This window comes from Roseiarcus sp. (assembly GCF_049514155.1).
Classification (GTDB): Bacteria; Pseudomonadota; Alphaproteobacteria; order Rhizobiales; family Beijerinckiaceae; genus Roseiarcus.
Map to the genome: position 1 here is coordinate 1 of NZ_JBEKVH010000030.1, position 17503 is coordinate 17503.

Genomic DNA, 17503 nt, shown 5'->3' on the forward strand with positions numbered 1-17503 from the left:
AATTGATCAGCGGGTAGCGATAAAAGCGGCTCGCCGGATCGAACAGCTCGGCAAGGCACGCCTCGCAGACCGCGACGTCGGCGCCGATGCGGGTCAGCGACAGGCCCGCCTCGGTCGCGCCGATGGCGAAGCCCACGCCGCCGCTGAGCGGCAGTTCGGCGACGTCGAGCGAATCGATGCGGGCGAGCGGCGGCGGCGCCAGCCGCAGGGCATGAACGAACTGATCGACGTCGAGGCCTTCGACCTCGATCAGGACGCCCTCGGCGTCATTGCGCACGAAACCGCTGAGACTGAGCCGCGCCGCGAGGCCATAGGCGTGCGGTCGGAAGCCGACGCCCTGCACCACCCCGCGCACGCGCAGGCGCAGGCGGCGCTTGCGATCCACAGCGAGGGGGCGCGGCGCCGTCATCGCTATGCCTTGGCCAGAGCGACGGCGCGCCGCGCGGCGGAAGCCTCGATCCAGGCGACGAAAGCCGCCAGGCCTTCGCCGGTCTTGGCCGAGACGACCAGCGTCTGCAGATGCGGATTGACGCGCAGCGCATTGGCGAGGCAGAGGCCGACGTCGAAATCGAGATGCGGCAGCAGGTCGGACTTGTTGAGCAGCAGCAGGTCGGCGGCGACGAACATGTCGGGATATTTGAGCGGCTTGTCCTCGCCCTCGGTCACCGACAGCACCACCACCTTGTGCGCTTCGCCGAGATCGAAGCCGGCCGGGCAGACGAGGTTGCCGACGTTCTCGATGAACAGAGCCGAGTTCGGTTCGGGATCGAGCGTCTCGATCGCGTGGCCGACCATATGGGCGTCGAGGTGGCAGCCCTTGCCGGTGTTGATCTGGATCGCCGGCGCGCCGGTGGCGCGAATGCGCTCGGCGTCGTTCGAGGTCTGCTGATCGCCTTCGATGACGCTGACGGCGAGGCGGCCTTTCAGCGCCTCGATCGTGCGGGCGAGCAGGGCCGTCTTGCCCGAGCCGGGGCTGGAGACGAAGTTCAGCGCGAACACGCCCTTGGCGGCGAGCGCGCGGCGGTTGTCACGCGCATAGGCGTCGTTCTTCGACATGACGTCGCGCTCGATCGCCACCATCCGTTCCTGGCTGACGCCCGGCGCGTGTGCGCCGGCCGCGCCTTGGCCGTAGTCGATCACGCCCTCGTCGTGATGGCGATGGCCATGATCGTGGTCATGGTCATGGGGATGATCGTGAGGATGGTCGTGATCGTGAGGATGATCATGGCCGTGAGGGCCGTGCGCGTGTGCGCCGGCCTTGTCCTTGTCAAGGACGATCTCAGCTTCGCCGCATCCGCATACGCTGCACATCAGGCGATCTCCATTTCGCGCACTTTCAGTTCGTCGCCGGCCGTCATCTGCACCCGAAAGCCGCCGCATTCAGGGCAGGCCGCGAAGCGCTCGGCGAGCGCGACGGTCTTGCCGCAGTCGGGGCACCAGCCGGCGCCCGGCAGGCGCGTGATCTCCAGCCGCGCGCCTTCGGCGAGCGTGCCGCGCGCGACCGCGGCGAAGCAGAATTCGAGCGCCTCCGGCTCGACATGGCTCAACGCGCCGACGTCGACGACGACCCGCGTCACCCGCTCGGCGCCCTCCTTGCGCGCCGCCTCGACGGCGATGTCGACAATGCTCTCGGTCAGCGACATTTCATGCAACGGTCAGCTCCTTGAGCGCAACTTCCGGCGCGGCGCGAGGGTCAAACGAACGCGCTCCGCTGCGAAACGCCCGCCGCTTCGGCCGCCGGCCAAAAGAGGAAGCGCCCGGCGCGCGTTCCGCAAACCCAAGCCAACGCGCCGGACGGGGCGACGTCCCCGCCCTCCGTCGCGCGCGACTCTAAGGCGCAGCCTTCCGCCGTCAACGCCCATCGGCCGACGCCGCTTGGCCATTGTCGCGATGTTCAATCCCGTCGCCACGCCGGAGCTCGCTTTCCTTACACGCGAACGCGCCATGCTCCCCGCCAGGCCATTTGCCATCAGAAGCGACGAAAAATCCTTGATCTCCGGCAACATCGGCCGTTGTGCGGCCTGCGCGCGAAAATCGGCCCAGCCGCCGCATGGGCGAGGCCGGGCGGTTAAGCTTAAGCCGCCGACGGGGCGGCGCGCAGCCCCGTCACGCCCGCGGCGCCACGGTCGGCGCCGCCAAGATGGCCTGCGCCGTCGCTGGCGCGTCCTCAACAGCGGCTTGCGGGACATGGATTGAATCGAGGCGCTTCAGGGGACTAGATTCGCCGCCGACATGACTGGCGACGATCCATTCGACCTACGGCGCTTCGTCGAGGCGCAGGCGCGTGTTTACGACATCGCGTTCGACGAGATCGCGAACGGACGTAAGCGCAGCCACTGGATGTGGTTCGTCTTCCCGCAACTGCGTGGGCTCGGCCGCTCGTCGACGGCGCAAATCTACGGCATCGGGTCGCTCGCCGAGGCGCGCGCCTATCTCGCCCATCCGCTGCTTGGGGTCCGCTTGCGCGAATGCGTCGAGGCGGCGCTCGAGCACAGCGGACGGTCGTTGATCGACATTTTCGGTTCGCCCGACGATCTCAAGTTTCGCTCGTCGATGACCCTGTTCGCGCGCGCCGCCGGGCCGGGCGAGCCGCTGTTCCAGGCGGCGATCGACCATCTGTGTGGCGGCCGACCCGACGCGATGACGCTGGACCTGCTTGGCGAAGGCGCGAGATGACGCCTGCTAGTCCCCCTTCCCGCACGCGGGAAGAGGGGATTCGTCGCACCCGCAAGAGAGAAAGAACGTCCGAATGACCCGTTGGCTCATCGCGCTCGCCGTCGCGCTCGCCACGCTTTCGGCCGGGGCGGCGCGCGCCGCGTCGCGACCGGCGGTCGAGGCCGAGTACGGCATGGTCGTCGCCGCCGAGCGGCGCGCGGCTGAGATCGGCGCCGACATTCTGCGCCAGGGCGGCAACGCGATCGACGCGGCGGTCGCGGTCGGTTACGCCGAGGCGGTGACCAATCCCTGCTGCGGCAACCTCGGCGGCGGCGGATTCCTTGTCGCCCATCTCGCGGCGACAAATCGCGACGTGTTCATCGACTTCCGCGAGACCGCGCCGGCGGCGGCGACGAAGACAATGTATCTCGACCCCTCCGGCGCGCCGATCGAGGGCGCGAGCCTCGACGGCTGGCGCGCCGTCGCCACGCCGGGCACGGTTCTCGGCCTCGAAGCGGCGCTCAAGGCATACGGCGCGATGAGCCGCGCCAAGGTCATGACGCCGGCGATCGCGCTGGCGCGCGACGGCTTCGTCCTCAGCCGCGCCGACGCCGACATCTTCCAGGCTTTCGCGTCACGCTTCAAAAGCGATCCCGAAGCGGCGAAGATCTTCTTGCATCCAGACGGTTCTCCGCTCGAGCCCGGCGACCGGCTGGTCCAGAGCGACCTCGCCGCGACGCTGCAGGCGATCGCCGATCAGGGCCCGGACGCCTTCTATCGTGGGTCGATCGGCCAAAGAATCGACGCCGCGATGCGCGCCAACGGCGGCATTCTCACTTCGGCCGACCTCGCCGCCTACAAGATCGGCGAGGACCAGCCGCTCGCCTGCGATTACCGCGGCTTTCGCTTCGTCTCGGCCCCGCCGCCCTCCTCCGGCGGCGCGACCTTGTGCGAGATGCTGAACATTCTCGAAGGCTACGACCTCGAACGGCTCGGCTTCCATTCGGCCGCAAGCGTCCATCTGATGGTCGAGGCGATGCGCCACGCCTACATGGACCGCAACGCCTATCTCGGCGACCCGGCGTTCGTGAATAATCCGCTCGACCGGCTGCTGAGCAAGGACTATGCGGCGCGCATCCGCGCGGCGATCCCACCCGACCGGGCGACGCCGTCGCAGCGGGTTCAGCCCGGCGTCGCGCCGCACGAGAAGAGCGAGACGACCCACTTCTCAATCATCGACCGCGACCAAAACGCGGTCGCGGTCACCTATACGATCAACGGCGGCTTCGGCGCGGGGGTGATCGCGCCGGGGACCGGCTTCTTCCTCAACGACGAGATGGACGATTTCACCATCAAGCCCGGCGTCGCCAATCTCTTCGACCTGGTGCAGGGCGAGGCCAACGCGATCGCGCCGGGCAAGCGGCCGCTGTCGTCGATGGCGCCGACGCTGGTCGAGAAGGACGGGCGGGTCGTGCTGGCGCTCGGCTCGCCGGGCGGCTCGCGCATCATCACTGCTGTGCTGGAGACGGCGCTCAACCTGATCGATTACGGCATGGCGCCGCAGGAGGCCGTCGACGCGCCGCGCTTCCACCATCAATGGCTGCCCGACGCGGTTTTCGCCGAGCCCTACGCCTTCTCGCCCGACACGCAAAAGCTGCTCGAGGCGATGGGCTACACGATCGTCGTCCAGGCGCCGTGGGGCGCGGCGGAAGTCGCGGCGACCGCGGGCGCCGCGCCGGGCGAGGCCGCGCCCGCCGCCGGCGCGCCGGATTCGGTCTTCGGCGGTCGGATGCGGCCGGGCAACCTCTATGGCGCCAACGACGACCGGCGGCCGGCCGGGGCGGCGGTGGGCGAGTAGAGGAACGACGCCAATACCTTCGACGCCCCGCCAACCCTCATCCTGAGCCGCCCTCGCGCCGGCGAGGGCAAGTCGAAGGGTGATCCAGAAGTCGGGGCGCGCCAACGCGCCCTCTGGGGTCGTCCTTCGAGACGCCTGCTTCGCAGGCTCCTCAGGACGAGGGGGCGAAGCGGCGCCGCTTGTGTTAAGGCCGGCGCATCGCCAGCTCGCCTCGGAAAACCCAGATGTTCGCCGCCACCGTCCTCACCTTGTTCCCCGAGATGTTCCCCGGCCCGCTCGGTCTCAGCCTCGCCGGCGACGCACTCTCGCGCGGCCTTTGGTCGCTCGAGGCGCGCGACATCCGCGAGCACGGGCTCGGCCGCCACCGCACGGTCGACGACACGCCGGCAGGCGGCGGGCCGGGCATGGTGATGCGCGTCGACGTGTTGGCGGCGAGCCTCGATGCGACGCTTCAGCCCGACGACCAGCGGCCGCGGCTGATTATGAGCCCGCGCGGCGCGCCGTTCACGCAGGCGCGCGCCCGCGATTGGGCGGCAGGGCCTGGGCTCGTCGTCGTCTGCCCGCGTTTCGAGGGCGTCGACGAGCGCGTCATCGAAGGGCGCGGGCTGATCGAGGTTTCGGTCGGCGACTACGTGCTGTCAGGCGGCGAGATCGCGGCGCTCGCCGTGCTCGACGCCTGCGTGCGGCTGATCCCCGGCGTGATGGGCAAGCTCGAGTCGGGCGAGCAGGAAAGTTTCGAGAGCGGGCTGCTCGAATATCCCCATTACACGCGGCCGCGCGAATGGGAGGGGCGCGCGATTCCCGACGTGCTGCTGTCGGGCGATCACGGCCGAATCGACAAATGGCGGCAAGAAGAGGCCGAGCGGATCACCCGCGAGCGGCGGCCGGATCTGTTTTGAAGTCCCCTCATCCGGCCCTTCGGGCGACATTCTCCCGCAAGCGGGAGAAGGGACTCTAGCGCGTCGGCACCGGCTTCTCGCCGCGATAGTCGTAGAATCCGCGCTGCGTCTTGCGGCCGAGCCAGCCGGCCTCGACGTATTTCACCAGCAGCGGACAGGGCCGGTACTTGGAATCGGCGAGGCCCTCGTGCAGCACCTGCATCACGCTCAGGCAGGTGTCGAGACCGATGAAATCGGCGAGCTGCAGCGGCCCCATCGGGTGGTTGGCGCCCAGCCGCATCGCGGTGTCGATCGATTCGACCGAGCCGACGCCCTCGTAGAGCGTATAGATCGCCTCGTTGATCATCGGCAGCAGGATGCGGTTGACGATGAAGGCGGGGAAATCCTCCGACATCGTCGCCGTCTTGCCGAGCTTGGCGACGAAAGCCTTGGCCGACTCGAAAGTCTCGTCGGTGGTGGCGATGCCGCGAATCAGCTCGACGAGCTGCATGCGCGGCACCGGGTTCATGAAATGGATGCCGATGAAGCGCTCGGGATGGGCGGTGACGGAAGCGAGGCGGGTGATCGAAATCGACGACGTGTTGGAGGCGACGATCGTCTCGGGCTTGAGGAAGGTGCGCAGGTTGGCGAAGATCTTGCGCTTGACGTCCTCGCTCTCCGACGCCGCCTCGATCACCAGATCGCACTGGGCGAGGTCATCGTAACCGGCGGCGACGCCGATGCGGTCGAGCGTCGCCTGGCGACCGGCTTCGTCGAGCTGACCCTTGGCGATCTGACGCGACAGGGAGCCGTTGACCGTCGCCAGCGCGGCGTGGACGCGCTCCTCGGAGACGTCGTTGAGCAGCACGTTCAATCCGGCCTGGGCGCACACCAGAGCGATGCCGGTGCCCATCTGACCGGCGCCGATGACGCCGACTTTGTCGATCGAGGTTGCCATCACACCATCCAACACCACGCCAGCCCGCGCGCAATCATAGACGAGCGTCGCGGCAGGTCCAAACCCGCCCCGCCGCTTGGGCCTCAGCGGCCGATCTTGCCGAGCTCCTCGGCCAGCTCGGGCAGAGCCGTGAACAGATCGGCGACCAGACCGTAGTCGGCGACCTGGAAGATCGGCGCCTCCTCGTCCTTGTTGATGGCGACGATCACTTTGGAGTCCTTCATCCCGGCCAGATGCTGGATCGCGCCGGAAATGCCGACTGCAATATAGAGGTCGGGCGCGACGACCTTGCCGGTCTGGCCGACTTGCCAGTCGTTGGGCGCGTAGCCGGCGTCGACGGCGGCGCGCGAGGCCCCCATCGCCGCGCCGAGCTTGTCGGCGACCGGCTCGATGTAGAGCTTGAAGTTCTCCGCCTTCTGCATCGCCCGGCCGCCGGAAATGACGATCTTGGCCGAGGCGAGCTCCGGCCGATCCGACTTGGCGAGCATTTCGCCGACGAAGCTCGACAGGCCAGGATCGCCCGCCGCCGCGACCGGTTCGATCGCCGCGCCGCCGCCCTCGCCGGTCGCCGGGAACGCCGCCGTGCGCACTGTGACGACGAGCTTGGCGTCGGTCGACTCGACCGTTTGGATCGCGTTGCCGGCGTAGATCGGCCGCTCGAAGGTCTTCGGCCCTACGACTTTGGTGATGTCGGAGAGCTGCATGACGTCGATGAGCGCCGCCGCGCGCGGCAGCGCGTTCTTGGCGAAGGCGGTCGAGGCCGCGACGATCGCGTCGTATTCGGGCGTGAGCGCGACGATGAGCGCGGCCAGCGGCTCGGCGAGACCGTGTTCGTAAGATCCGTCGTCGGCGACGCGCACCTTCCGCACCCCGGCGAGCTTCGCCGCCGCCGCCGCGGCTTCGCCGACGTTTTTGCCGGCGACGAGAATGTCGACCGGTTGACCGATCTCGGCTGCGGCGGTGAGCGCGCGGGCGACGAGGTCGCTGAGGCGGCCGTTGGCGACTTCGCCGATGAGCAAGGTCGCCATGATCAGATCACCCCCGCTTCGTCGTGCAGCTTGGCGACCAGCTCCGCCACCGACTTGACCTTGACCCCGGCCTTGCGGCCGCCCGGCTCGGCGGTCTTGACCACTTTCAGCCGCGGCGCGACGTCGACGCCGTAGTCGGCCGGCGTCTTCTCGTCGATCGGCTTCTTCTTCGCCTTCATGATGTTGGGCAGCGAGGCGTAACGCGGCTCGTTGAGCCTGAGATCGGCGGTGACGATCGCCGGCAGCTTGAGCGACACGATCTGCAGGCCGCCGTCGACCTCGCGCGTCACCGCGACCGTTCCCTCGCCGAGCTCGACCTTGGAAGCGAACGCCCCCTGCGGCCGGCCGGTCAGCGCCGCCAGCATCTGGCCGGTCTGGTTGGCGTCGTCGTCGATCGCCTGTTTGCCGAGGATGACGAGGCCGGGCTGCTCGGCGTCGAACACGCCCTTGAGGATCTTGGCCACCGCCAGCGGCTCGACGATCGCGTCGGTCTTGACCAGGATTCCGCGGTCGGCGCCCATCGCCAGGCCGGTGCGCAGCGTCTCGGCGGCCTGGGCCGGGCCGATCGAAACGACGACCACCTCGCTCGCCTTGCCCGCCTCCCTGAGCCGCAGCGCCTCTTCGACCGCGATCTCGTCGAACGGGTTCATCGACATCTTGACGTTGGCGAGATCGACTCCCGAACCGTCGGGTTTGATTCGAATTTTGACGTTGTAATCGACGACCCGTTTCACGGGGACGAGAATCTTCATGGCTGCGGCGGCCCTCCCGCGTCCTGCGCAGTCGACCTCAAAGTCGAGGCCGTCACCCCTAATCGCGCGAATCGGCCGAGTCAACGCGGCCGGAGCGCCCTTGCCGCGCAGCCAAGTGATTGGCTATATCCGTCAAAGGCGGCCGGCGGGCGCCGGCGCGGGGGTCTCGACCGCCGGGGCCCGAAGAGGGGCGCAACGGGGCGTGAGACGAGCGAGGACGGGCCGCGAGCCCAGGGCCCCGTGACGGCAACAGGGATTGGTCGATGCGCGCGCCGGGCGGACCGCGACTCTTGCTGCGACGGCTCCGCGAAGTCATGGCGGAGCCTGTCACGGCGCAGGCGCGCCTCGACCGCATCGTCGTCCTGATCGCCTCCAACATGGTCGCCGAAGTGTGCTCGCTCTACGTCGCGCGCGCCGACGGCCCGCTCGAGCTCTACGCGACCGAAGGCCTCAATCGTGAAGCGGTGCACTTGACGACGATGATGCCGGGCGAAGGCCTCGTCGGCCTGATCGCCGCCACCGCCGAGCCGCTCGCGCTTTCCGACGCGCAGAACCATCCCGCCTTCTCCTACAAGCCGGAGACCGGCGAAGAAATCTACCAGTCGTTCCTCGGCGTGCCGGTGTTGCGCGGCGGCGCGACGCTCGGCGTGCTGGTGGTGCAGAACCGCGCGCGGCGCACCTATTCCGAGGAGGAGATCGAGGCGCTGCAGACGACGGCGATGCTGCTCGCCGAAATGATCGTCTCGGGCGAGCTGCAATCGATCACCGGCCAGGGCGCGCCGATCGCTGTGCGACGACCGGAATCGCTGATCGGACAGCCGATCGCCGAGGGGCTCGGCCTCGGCCACGTCGTGCTGCACCAGCCGCGCGTCGCGGTGGCGAAGATCGTCGCCGACGACATCTCGATGGAGCTCGACCGGTTGGAGAAGGCGATCGAGGCGATGCGCGCCTCGGTCGATGCGCTGATCGACCGCAGCGACGACGGCCGCTCCGGCGAGCATCGCGAGGTGCTGGAGGCGTTCCGCATGATCGCCCACGACCGCGGCTGGCTGCGCCGCCTGCGCGAGGCGGTGGCGAGCGGCCTGACCGCCGAGGCGGCGGTCGAGCGGGTGCAGAACGACGCCCGCGCCAGGCTGCAGCGCCAGACCGACCCCTATTTGCGCGATCGCCTGCACGACCTGACCGACATCGCCAACCGCCTGCTGCACCAGCTCGCCGGCCAGAGCCTGGTGCTGCTGCCGAGCGAACTGCCGGAAAACGCGATCCTGGTCGCGCGGTCGATGAGCCCGGCGGCGCTGCTCGACTACGACCGCGCCCGGCTGCGCGGCGTCGTGCTCGAGGAAGCCGGCGCGTCGAGCCATGTCGCCATCGTCGCGCGCGCCCTGGCGATCCCCGCGGTCAGCGACGTGCCCAACATCACCGAGATCGTCGAACAGGGCGATGCGATCATCGTCGACGGCGTGACCGGCGAGGTGCAGGTGCGCCCGCAGCCCGACATCGAGGCCGCCTATTCCGAGAAGGCGCGGCTGCGCGCGCGCCGGCAGGACCAGTACCGCGCTTTACGCGACGCGCCGAGCGCCACCGCCGACGGCGTGACGATCGGCCTGCACATGAACGCCGGCCTGCTGATCGACATGCCCCATCTCGATGAAACCGGCGCGGAGTCGATCGGACTGTTCCGCACCGAGCTGCAGTTCATGCTCGCCAACAGCTTCCCGCGCATCGACGCCCAGGAGTCGATCTATCGCGCCGTGCTCGACGCGGCCGGCGGCCACGTGGTCACCTTTCGCACCCTCGACATCGGCGGCGACAAGATGCTGCCGTACATGAAGCGACTCGACGAGGCGAACCCGGCCCTCGGCTGGCGGGCGATCCGCATGGGCCTCGACCGGCCGGGCCTGCTGCGCACCCAGCTTCGGGCGATGCTGCGCGCCGCCGCCGGCCGCGAGCTCAAGGTGATGATCCCGATGGTGTCGACGGTCGCCGAGTTCCTCGCGGCGCGCGCGCTGTTCGACAAGGAGATCGCCTTCGTCAAACGCTGCGGCCGCGAACCGCCGCGCGACATCAAGCTCGGCGCCATGGTCGAGGTGCCGTCGCTGCTGTGGGAGATCGAAGAGATCGCCGAGGCCGCCGACTTCCTCTCGGTCGGCTCCAACGACCTGATGCAATACGTTTTCGCCGCCGATCGGGTCAACAAGCGGGTCGCCGGCCGCTTCGACGAGCTGTCGCCGAGCTTCCTGCGGGCGCTGAAGTCGATCGCCGACGCCGGCGCGCGGCATCGCACGCCGGTGACGTTGTGCGGCGAGATGGGCGGCCGGCCGCTCAGCGCGATGGCGCTGATCGCCCTCGGCTTCCGAAATTTATCGATGGCGGCGACGGCGATCGGCCCGGTCAAGGCGATGGTGGTTTCGCTCGACGCCGGCGCCGCCGCGCTCGAGCTCCAGGCGTTGCTCACCGACCCGGATCGCCACGGCTCGCTGCGCGCGCCGCTGCAGGCGCTCGCCGAGCGCCTCGCCGTCCGCCTCTAGCGCTTCCCCCGCGCGTCTCCCGCTTCCCTCCTTCGACGAGCCATGACCGCCACCGAGAATTTCGACATCATCCTGCGCCGCTACGAGGAGATCGGCGCCCAGCTCAGCGCCGGCGCGACCGGCGGGGGCGCCTATGCGCCGCTGTCGCGCGAGTTCGCCGAGCTCGAGCCGGTGGTCGCAGCGATCCGGGCGTGGCGCGACAAGGAAAAGGAGCGCGCCGACCTCGACGCGCTCCTCGCCGAACCGGGGCTCGATCCGGAGATGCGCAGCCTCGCCGAGGTCGATCGCGCCCGCGTCGAAGCCGACCTCGAACCGATGGCGCACGCGATCCGGCTCGCGCTGCTGCCGAAGGACGCCGCCGACGAGGGCAACGTCATTATCGAGGTGCGGGCGGGAACCGGCGGCGACGAGGCGGCGCTGTTCGCCGGCGACCTGTTCCGCATGTACGTCAAATACGCCGAGTTGAAGGGCTGGAAGGTCGAGGTTTTGTCGGCGAGCGAGGGAACCGCCGGCGGCTACAAGGAAATCGTCGCCGAGATCGCCGGCCGCGGCGCCTACGCGCGGCTGAAATACGAGAGCGGCGTCCACCGCGTCCAGCGCGTGCCGGCGACCGAAGCGCAGGGGCGCATCCACACCTCGGCGGCGACGGTCGCGGTGCTGCCGGAGGCGGAGGAGATCGATTACGTCATCAACGACGCCGACCTCAAGATCGACACCATGCGCTCGAGCGGCGCCGGCGGCCAGCATGTCAACAAGACCGAATCGGCGATCCGCATCACCCACCTGCCGACCGGAATTGTCGTCGCGGTGCAGGAGGAGCGCTCGCAGCACCGCAACCGCGCCAAGGCGATGGCGGTTTTGCGGGCGCGCATCCTCGATGGCGAGACCCAGCGCGCCAGCGATGAGCGCGCGCAGGAGCGGCGCGCCCAGGTCGGCTCGGGCGACCGCTCGCAACGGATCCGCACCTACAATTTCCCCCAGGGGCGCGTCACCGACCATCGCATCGCCCTGACGCTCTACAGCCTCGACCGGCTGATGGAGGGCGAAGGCCTCGACGCGATCATCGACGCGCTCGCCGCCGACCGGCAGGCGCGGCTGCTCGCCGAACAGGCCGAGCGATGATTGTGCGCCTGCCGCCTTTCGCGCCGGGCCAGACGATCGGCCTGCTCGGCGGCACCTTCGACCCGCCGCACGCCGGTCACCGGCTGATCTCCGAGCTCGCCTTGCGCCGCCTGCGGCTCGACCGGCTGTGGTGGCTCGTCACCCCCGGCAACCCGTTGAAGGAGACCGGCGGGCTCGCGGCGACGCGGGCGCGGGTCGCGGCGGCGCGGCGGCTGACCCGCGACCGGCGCATCGCGGTGACCGGCTTCGAGGCGGAGATCGGCTCGCGCTACACCTACCAGACGATCGCCTGGCTCAGCCGCCGCGCCCCGGGCGTGCGCTTCGTCTGGATCATGGGGGCCGACAATCTCGGCCAATTCCACCTTTGGCGGCGGTGGCGGGAGATCGCCGATCTGGCGCCGATCGTCGTCGTCGACCGGCCGGGCTCGACGCTGAGGGCGCTCGCCGGCCGCGCCGGGGGGGCGCTCGGCCGCTACCGCCGCCCGGAGGCGATGGCGGCGCGCTTCGCCCGGCTGCCGCCGCCCGCCTTGCTGTTTCTGCATGGGCCGCGCTCCGACTTGTCGTCGACCGCGCTCAGACGCGCGACCGCCGCTCCCGACGCCTTGTCTTGAAATGTCAATAGTCACGGCTCATCTTTCCCCTATGGCCGCACGCGAATCACGCGGCCGGGCCGAAAGGAAGTCGAACCTGACCTCAAAGCGCGAGACCAAGGCGCCGACGCGTCGCCGCAAAGCTCCCCCCTCCCCCGCCCCGATCCGCCCCCGGGATGACCGCCTTCCCCGCACGATCCTCGCCAGCCTGGAGAACTCCAAGGCGGAGGATGTCGTTGCGATCGACGTCGCCGGCAAGACCACTCTCGCCGATACGATGATCGTCGCCACCGGGCGGTCGAACGTGCATGTCGGCGCGATCGCCGACCATCTCGCCAAGGCGGTGCGCGCCGCCGGCTATCCGACGCCGCGCCTCGAGGGCCTGCCCAATTGCGATTGGGTGCTGCTCGACGCCGGCGACGCGATCGTCCACATCTTCCGCAGCGAAGTGCGGCAATTCTACAACCTCGAGAAGTTGTGGAGCGCCGACCGTCCGCATGAAGTCCAGCCGGCGCGGGCCGGCTGAGGCTTCGATGCGCCTGACGCTGATCGGCGTCGGCCGTCTCAAGGCCGGCCCCGAGCGCGAGCTGTTCGCCCGCTATTTCAAGCGCGCCGCCGACCTCGGCCGCGCCCAGGGGATCGCCGCGGTCGAGCTGCGCGAGATCGACGAGAGCCGCGCCCGCCGCGCCGAGGACCGGTGCGCCGAAGAAGCGCGCGCGATCCGCGCCGCCATCCCCGCCGGCGCGTGGCTGACGTTGCTCGACGAGGGCGGCGCGGCGCTGACCAGCCGCCAATGGGCGAAGGAGATCGGCCGCGCCCGCGACGGCGGGGTCGGCGCGTATGCGCTGGCGATCGGCGGCCCCGACGGCCTCGACCCCGCCCTCAAGAGGGAAGCGCGCGCCCTCGTCGCCTTCGGCGCCATGACCTGGCCGCACCAGCTTGTTCGGGCGATGGCCGCCGAGCAGCTCTATCGCGCGCTTTCCATCCTCAGCGGCCATCCCTATCATCGTGACTGATTCAAGACAGGCGGCGATGCTCCACAAGGCCCGAGCGGTCATGATCGCGGCGACAATGGCGCTCGGCGCGCTGGCGTCGGCCGATCTGCCGGCGCGCGCCCAATCGGCGCCCGCCGCCGCATCGACTCCCGTCCCCGCCGCGCCGCCGCCCGCCGCCGCCCCGAGCGACGACAAGGCCGCGCCGCAGGAGCGTCTGCGCGGGGTCGAGGACACGATCCGCGCCTCCGACGAGCAGCGCCGCAAGATCGAGGCGGACATCGAATCGCTGCGCGCCGACCGGGCCCGGCTCAACGCGGCGCTGATCGACACCACCGCCAAGGTTCAGGACGCCGAACGGCAGATCGCCGCCGCCAACCAGCGCCTCGACGGCCTCAACGCCAACGCCGACGCGCTGACCCGCTCGCTCGACAACCGCCGCGCCGTCGTCGCCGACGTGCTGGCGGTGCTGCAGCGCATGGGCCGCGACCCGCCGCCGGCGATCCTGGTCCGGCCGCAGGACATGGCCGAGGCGATTCGCGCCGCCACCCTGCTCGGCTCGATGGTCGAAGCGCTGAAGAGCGAGACTGACGCTCTGCGCGCCGATCTCGCCCAGCTCGCCGATCTGCGCGCCTCGATCGCCAAACAGCGCGACGACCTGGCGCAGCGGTCGGCCGCGCTGGCCGCCGACAAGATGCGGCTCGCCGCCCTGATCGAGGCGCGCCAGCAATCGCTGACCGAGGCCGAGCAGGCGCTCGCCGCCCAGCGCGACCGCGCCGCCCAGCTCGCCGACCAGGCGACAAATCTCAAAGATTTGATCGCCAAGATGGAATCGGCCGGCTCGGCCGACCGGGCGAACGCCGCCGACATCGCCGCCAAGGCGGCGGCCTTGCGCAACGCCGACCCGGCGCGGCTGAAGCCGGCGATCGCCTTCGCCGACGCCAGGGGTTCGCTGGTTATCCCCGTCGCCGGCTCGATCCTCAAGAGTTTCGGCGATTCCGATGGATTCGGGGGGGTCGAGAAGGGCGTGTCGATCGGCGCGCCGCCCGGCGCGACCGTCTCCTCGCCGGTCGACGGTTCGATCCTATTCGCCGGTCCCTATCGGTCCTACGGACAACTCTTGATCATCAATGCCGGACAAGGCTACTATTTTGTCTTGGCCGGCATGGATCGCATCAGCGTGGCGGTCGGCCAGTTCGTGTTGGCGGGCGAGGCCGTGGCGACCATGGGTGACGGCGCGGCCAGGACGGCAGCCGCCGCCGCCATTGGCGCAACGCAGCCGGTTCTCTATATCGAACTGAGGAAAGACGAGACGGCGGTCGATTCCGGACCGTGGTGGACCAAGTCAGACATCGAAAAGGCCCGCGGATGAGACGCAAGGTTTCCTATTTGGCGCTGGGCGTGGCGATCGGCGCCATGGCTGCAGGCATCCTTCCGCACGCGCTGCCCCAACTGACGCAGAGCGCGTTCGCCGCCGCCACCGACACCTATCGCCAGCTCAACCTGTTCGGCGACGTGTTCGAGAAGATCCGCAACGACTACGTCGAGAAGCCCGACGAGTCGAAGCTGATCGAGGCGGCGATCAACGGCATGTTGAGTTCGCTCGACCCGCACTCGAGCTACATGGACGCGAAGGCCTATCGCGACATGCAGGTGCAGACCAACGGCGAGTTCGGCGGTCTCGGCATCGAAGTGACGCAGGAGGACGGCCTGATCAAGGTCGTCAGCCCGATCGACGACACGCCGGCCTCCAAGGCGGGCGTGATGTCGGGCGACATCATCACGGCGATCGACGACGATTCGACCCAGGGCATGACGCTCGACCAGGCGGTCGACAAGATGCGCGGCCCGGTCAACTCGCCGGTGAAGCTCAAGATCACGCGCGGCGCCTCAAAAGAGGTGAAGGAATTCAAGATCGTCCGCGACGTGATCAAGGTCCAATCGGTTCGCGCCAAGGTCGACGGCGACGACATCGGCTACATCCGCATCACCCAGTTCACCGCCCAGACTGGCGACGGGTTGAAGGCGGCGATGGAGAAGCTGCACACCGACCTCGGCGACAAGCTCAAGGGCTACATTCTCGATCTGCGCAACAATCCCGGCGGGCTGCTCGACCAGTCGATCGACGTCGTCAACGCCTTCGTCGACCGTGGCGAGATCGTTTCGACTCGCGGCCGCAATCCGGACGACGCGCAGCGCTTCAACGCGCGGCCGGGCGGCGACCTCTCCGGCGGCAAGCCGATGGTGGTGCTGATCAACGGCGGCTCGGCCTCCGCCTCCGAGATCGTCGCCGGCGCGTTGCAGGACCACAAGCGCGCGACGCTGATCGGCACGCGCTCGTTCGGCAAGGGCTCGGTTCAGACGATCATGCCGCTCGGCCAGGATGGCGCGCTGCGCCTGACCACGGCGCGCTACTACACGCCGTCGGGACGTTCGATTCAGGCCAAGGGCATCGACCCCGACACGGTGATCCTCGAGGACGTTCCCCCCGACTTGCAGGGCAAGGACGACACCAAGGGCGAGGCGTCGCTCAAGGGCCACCTGAAGAACGGCGACGACGAGAAGACGGGCTCGCAGGCCTACGTGCCGGCCGACGAGAAGGACGACAAGCAGCTCGTCGCCGCGATCGACCTGCTGCACGGCGTCAAGCGCGCCGACGCAGCGGCGCCGAAGCCGGACTCGAGCGCGGCGACGCCCGCCCCGGTCAATTCCGGCGGCGACGCTCTGCCGACGCCGGCCGTCTCGCCTGTCCCCGACGCGCCGAAGTGATGCGGCGGATCATGAGCGGCGTGTCGCGCGCAACCCTCTATCTGGCCGTCGGCGTCGCCTGCGGCGCGTTCGCGGCCGCCTTCGTCGGCGGCGCCGCTTCACAGGCGACGTCGAACGCCGATGCGTCGGCCGGCGACCGCCTGGCGCTGTTTGCGCGCGCGTTCGAGACGGCGCGCGACGCCTATGTCGACGCGCCCGACGAGAACAAGATGGTCGTCGGCGCGGTCAACGGCATGCTCGCCTCGCTCGATCCGCATTCGACCTATCTCGACGCCAAGGCGCTCGGCGAATTCCAGAACACGATGAAGGGCGAGGAATTCGGCGGGCTCGGCCTCGAGGTCATGCAGGAGGGCGATCTCGTCCGCGTCGTCAGCCCGATCGACGAGACCCCGGCGGCGCGCGCCGGCCTGATGTCGGGCGACGTCATCACCGCCATCGACGACACGCCGGTCAAGGGCCTGTCGCTCAAGGAGGCGGTCGATCGGATGCGCGGGCCGGCCAAGACTTCGGTCAAGCTCACGGTTCAGCGCGACGGCGACAAGGCGCCGCGCGAGTTCACCATCGTGCGCGAAATCATCAAGGTGCTGCCGGTGCGGGCGCGGCTCGAGGGCGGCGGCGACATCGGCTACATCCGCATCACTCAGTTCAACCAAGAGACCTACGACGGCGTGCAGAAGGCGATGGCCCGCTTCCGCAGCGATCCCGGCTCGGACAAGATCAAGGGCTATGTCCTCGACCTGCGCAACAACCCCGGCGGCCTGCTCACGCAATCGATCGAGGTGGTGAACGCTTTCGTCGACCACGGCGAGATCGTCTCGACCCGCGGGCGGGCGCTCGACCAGCAGCAAGAATATTATGCGCGCTCAGGCGGCGACCTCTCGCAACACAAGCCGCTGGTCGTGCTGATCAACGGCGGTTCGGCTTCGGCCTCGGAGATTGTTTCCGGCGCGCTGCAGGACCTCAAGCGCGCGACGCTGATCGGCACGCGCTCGTTCGGCAAGGGCTCGGTGCAGACCGTGTTGCCGCTCGGCGAAGACGGAGCGCTGAAGCTGACGACGGCGCGCTACTACACGCCGTCGGGCCGCTCGATCCAGGCCAAGGGCATCGAGCCGGACATCAAGGTGCGCGAAGCCATCCCCGAGGACCTCAAGGGTAAGGTCGACAGCAAAGGCGAGGCTTCGCTCACCGGCCATCTCAAGAACGGCGACGACGAGAAGACCGGCTCCGAGGCCTATGTGCCGCCCGACCCGACCAAGGACGCGCAGCTCATCGCCGCCATCGACCTCCTGCACGGCCGCACGACCGCCAAAGCGAAGGACGCCGCCAGCGGCGACAATTGACGCCCTGCGCCCCCTCTCCCCGCCAGCGGGGAG

The 17503-nt window shown here is 69.3% G+C and carries 17 protein-coding genes; 11 read left to right on the plus strand and 6 right to left on the minus strand.

Annotated features, from left to right (window positions below; genetic code table 11):
- The 3 genes from ABSF49_RS06685 to hypA form a co-directional block, all read right to left on the minus strand.
- Nucleotides 1–409, minus strand: a 409-nt coding sequence (locus tag ABSF49_RS06685) for an acylphosphatase (RefSeq protein WP_424111856.1), incomplete at its 3' end; no start/stop codon positions are given.
- Between the two features lie 2 nt (nucleotides 410–411).
- Nucleotides 412–1311 (minus strand): hydrogenase nickel incorporation protein HypB, encoded by a 900-nt coding sequence (hypB, locus tag ABSF49_RS06690; protein WP_424111857.1) that lies wholly within the window; start codon nucleotides 1309–1311, stop codon nucleotides 412–414.
- The gene (hypA, locus tag ABSF49_RS06695; protein ID WP_424111858.1) at nucleotides 1311–1652 is read right to left on the minus strand and encodes a hydrogenase maturation nickel metallochaperone HypA; all 342 of its coding nucleotides are present in this window, start codon (nucleotides 1650–1652) and stop codon (nucleotides 1311–1313) included. Before hypA ends, hypB begins: the two co-directional genes overlap by 1 nt.
- 580 nt (nucleotides 1653–2232) lie before the next feature.
- On the opposite strand from hypA, the gene ABSF49_RS06700 reads away from it, so the two are divergent.
- From ABSF49_RS06700 to trmD, 3 genes are all read left to right on the plus strand, one after another.
- A complete protein-coding gene (locus ABSF49_RS06700; RefSeq protein ID WP_424111859.1) occupies nucleotides 2233–2676 on the plus strand; it encodes a DUF1810 domain-containing protein in 444 nt (147 codons plus the stop codon).
- Between the two features lie 73 nt (nucleotides 2677–2749).
- Nucleotides 2750–4513: a gamma-glutamyltransferase gene (gene ggt, locus ABSF49_RS06705; RefSeq protein ID WP_424111860.1), complete on the plus strand. Its 1764-nt coding sequence runs from the start codon at nucleotides 2750–2752 to the stop codon at nucleotides 4511–4513.
- 224 nt (nucleotides 4514–4737) lie between these two features.
- A complete protein-coding gene (gene trmD, locus ABSF49_RS06710) occupies nucleotides 4738–5412 on the plus strand; it encodes a tRNA (guanosine(37)-N1)-methyltransferase TrmD (protein ID WP_424111861.1) in 675 nt (224 codons plus the stop codon).
- Nucleotides 5413–5467: 55 nt separating this feature from the next.
- Here the strand turns inward: trmD and ABSF49_RS06715 are convergent, their stop codons facing one another.
- The 3 genes from ABSF49_RS06715 to ABSF49_RS06725 all read right to left on the minus strand — a co-directional run bounded on the left by ABSF49_RS06715 (nucleotide 5468) and on the right by ABSF49_RS06725 (nucleotide 8129).
- Nucleotides 5468–6349, minus strand: coding sequence for a 3-hydroxybutyryl-CoA dehydrogenase (locus ABSF49_RS06715; RefSeq protein ID WP_424111862.1), 882 nt, complete (start codon nucleotides 6347–6349; stop codon nucleotides 5468–5470).
- Between the two features lie 83 nt (nucleotides 6350–6432).
- Entirely contained in the window at nucleotides 6433–7377 is a 945-nt protein-coding gene (locus ABSF49_RS06720; RefSeq protein WP_424111863.1) for an electron transfer flavoprotein subunit alpha/FixB family protein, read from the minus strand.
- A gap of 2 nt (nucleotides 7378–7379) precedes the next feature.
- The gene (locus tag ABSF49_RS06725; RefSeq protein ID WP_424111864.1) at nucleotides 7380–8129 is read right to left on the minus strand and encodes an electron transfer flavoprotein subunit beta/FixA family protein; all 750 of its coding nucleotides are present in this window, start codon (nucleotides 8127–8129) and stop codon (nucleotides 7380–7382) included.
- A gap of 314 nt (nucleotides 8130–8443) precedes the next feature.
- Here ABSF49_RS06725 and ptsP point away from each other — a divergent pair, with 314 nt between their 5' ends.
- From ptsP to ABSF49_RS06765, 8 genes are read left to right on the plus strand one after another with little or no spacing between them, the layout of a single operon-like run.
- On the plus strand, nucleotides 8444–10657 hold the full coding sequence (ptsP, locus tag ABSF49_RS06730) for a phosphoenolpyruvate--protein phosphotransferase (protein ID WP_424111865.1): 2214 nt from the start codon (nucleotides 8444–8446) through the stop codon (nucleotides 10655–10657).
- Nucleotides 10658–10699: 42 nt separating this feature from the next.
- Nucleotides 10700–11779 (plus strand): peptide chain release factor 1, encoded by a 1080-nt coding sequence (prfA, locus tag ABSF49_RS06735; protein WP_424111866.1) that lies wholly within the window; start codon nucleotides 10700–10702, stop codon nucleotides 11777–11779.
- Nucleotides 11776–12390, plus strand: coding sequence for a nicotinate-nucleotide adenylyltransferase (locus tag ABSF49_RS06740; RefSeq protein ID WP_424111867.1), 615 nt, complete (start codon nucleotides 11776–11778; stop codon nucleotides 12388–12390). Before prfA ends, ABSF49_RS06740 begins: the two co-directional genes overlap by 4 nt.
- A 31-nt stretch (nucleotides 12391–12421) precedes the next feature.
- A complete protein-coding gene (gene rsfS, locus ABSF49_RS06745; protein ID WP_424111868.1) occupies nucleotides 12422–12895 on the plus strand; it encodes a ribosome silencing factor in 474 nt (157 codons plus the stop codon).
- A gap of 7 nt (nucleotides 12896–12902) precedes the next feature.
- Nucleotides 12903–13385, plus strand: a complete 483-nt coding sequence (rlmH, locus tag ABSF49_RS06750; protein WP_424111869.1) for a 23S rRNA (pseudouridine(1915)-N(3))-methyltransferase RlmH — start codon at nucleotides 12903–12905, stop codon at nucleotides 13383–13385.
- A 40-nt stretch (nucleotides 13386–13425) separates the two neighbouring features.
- The gene (locus ABSF49_RS06755; RefSeq protein WP_424111870.1) at nucleotides 13426–14733 is read left to right on the plus strand and encodes a murein hydrolase activator EnvC family protein; all 1308 of its coding nucleotides are present in this window, start codon (nucleotides 13426–13428) and stop codon (nucleotides 14731–14733) included.
- Nucleotides 14730–16130, plus strand: coding sequence for a S41 family peptidase (locus tag ABSF49_RS06760; RefSeq protein WP_424111871.1), 1401 nt, complete (start codon nucleotides 14730–14732; stop codon nucleotides 16128–16130). The genes ABSF49_RS06755 and ABSF49_RS06760 overlap by 4 nt, the downstream gene beginning before the upstream one ends.
- Nucleotides 16131–16141: 11 nt before the next feature.
- Nucleotides 16142–17470 carry a S41 family peptidase gene (locus ABSF49_RS06765; protein ID WP_424111872.1) on the plus strand — a complete coding sequence of 443 codons (1329 nt, stop codon included), beginning with the start codon at nucleotides 16142–16144 and terminating at the stop codon, nucleotides 17468–17470.
- Nucleotides 17471–17503: the final 33 nt, after the last annotated feature.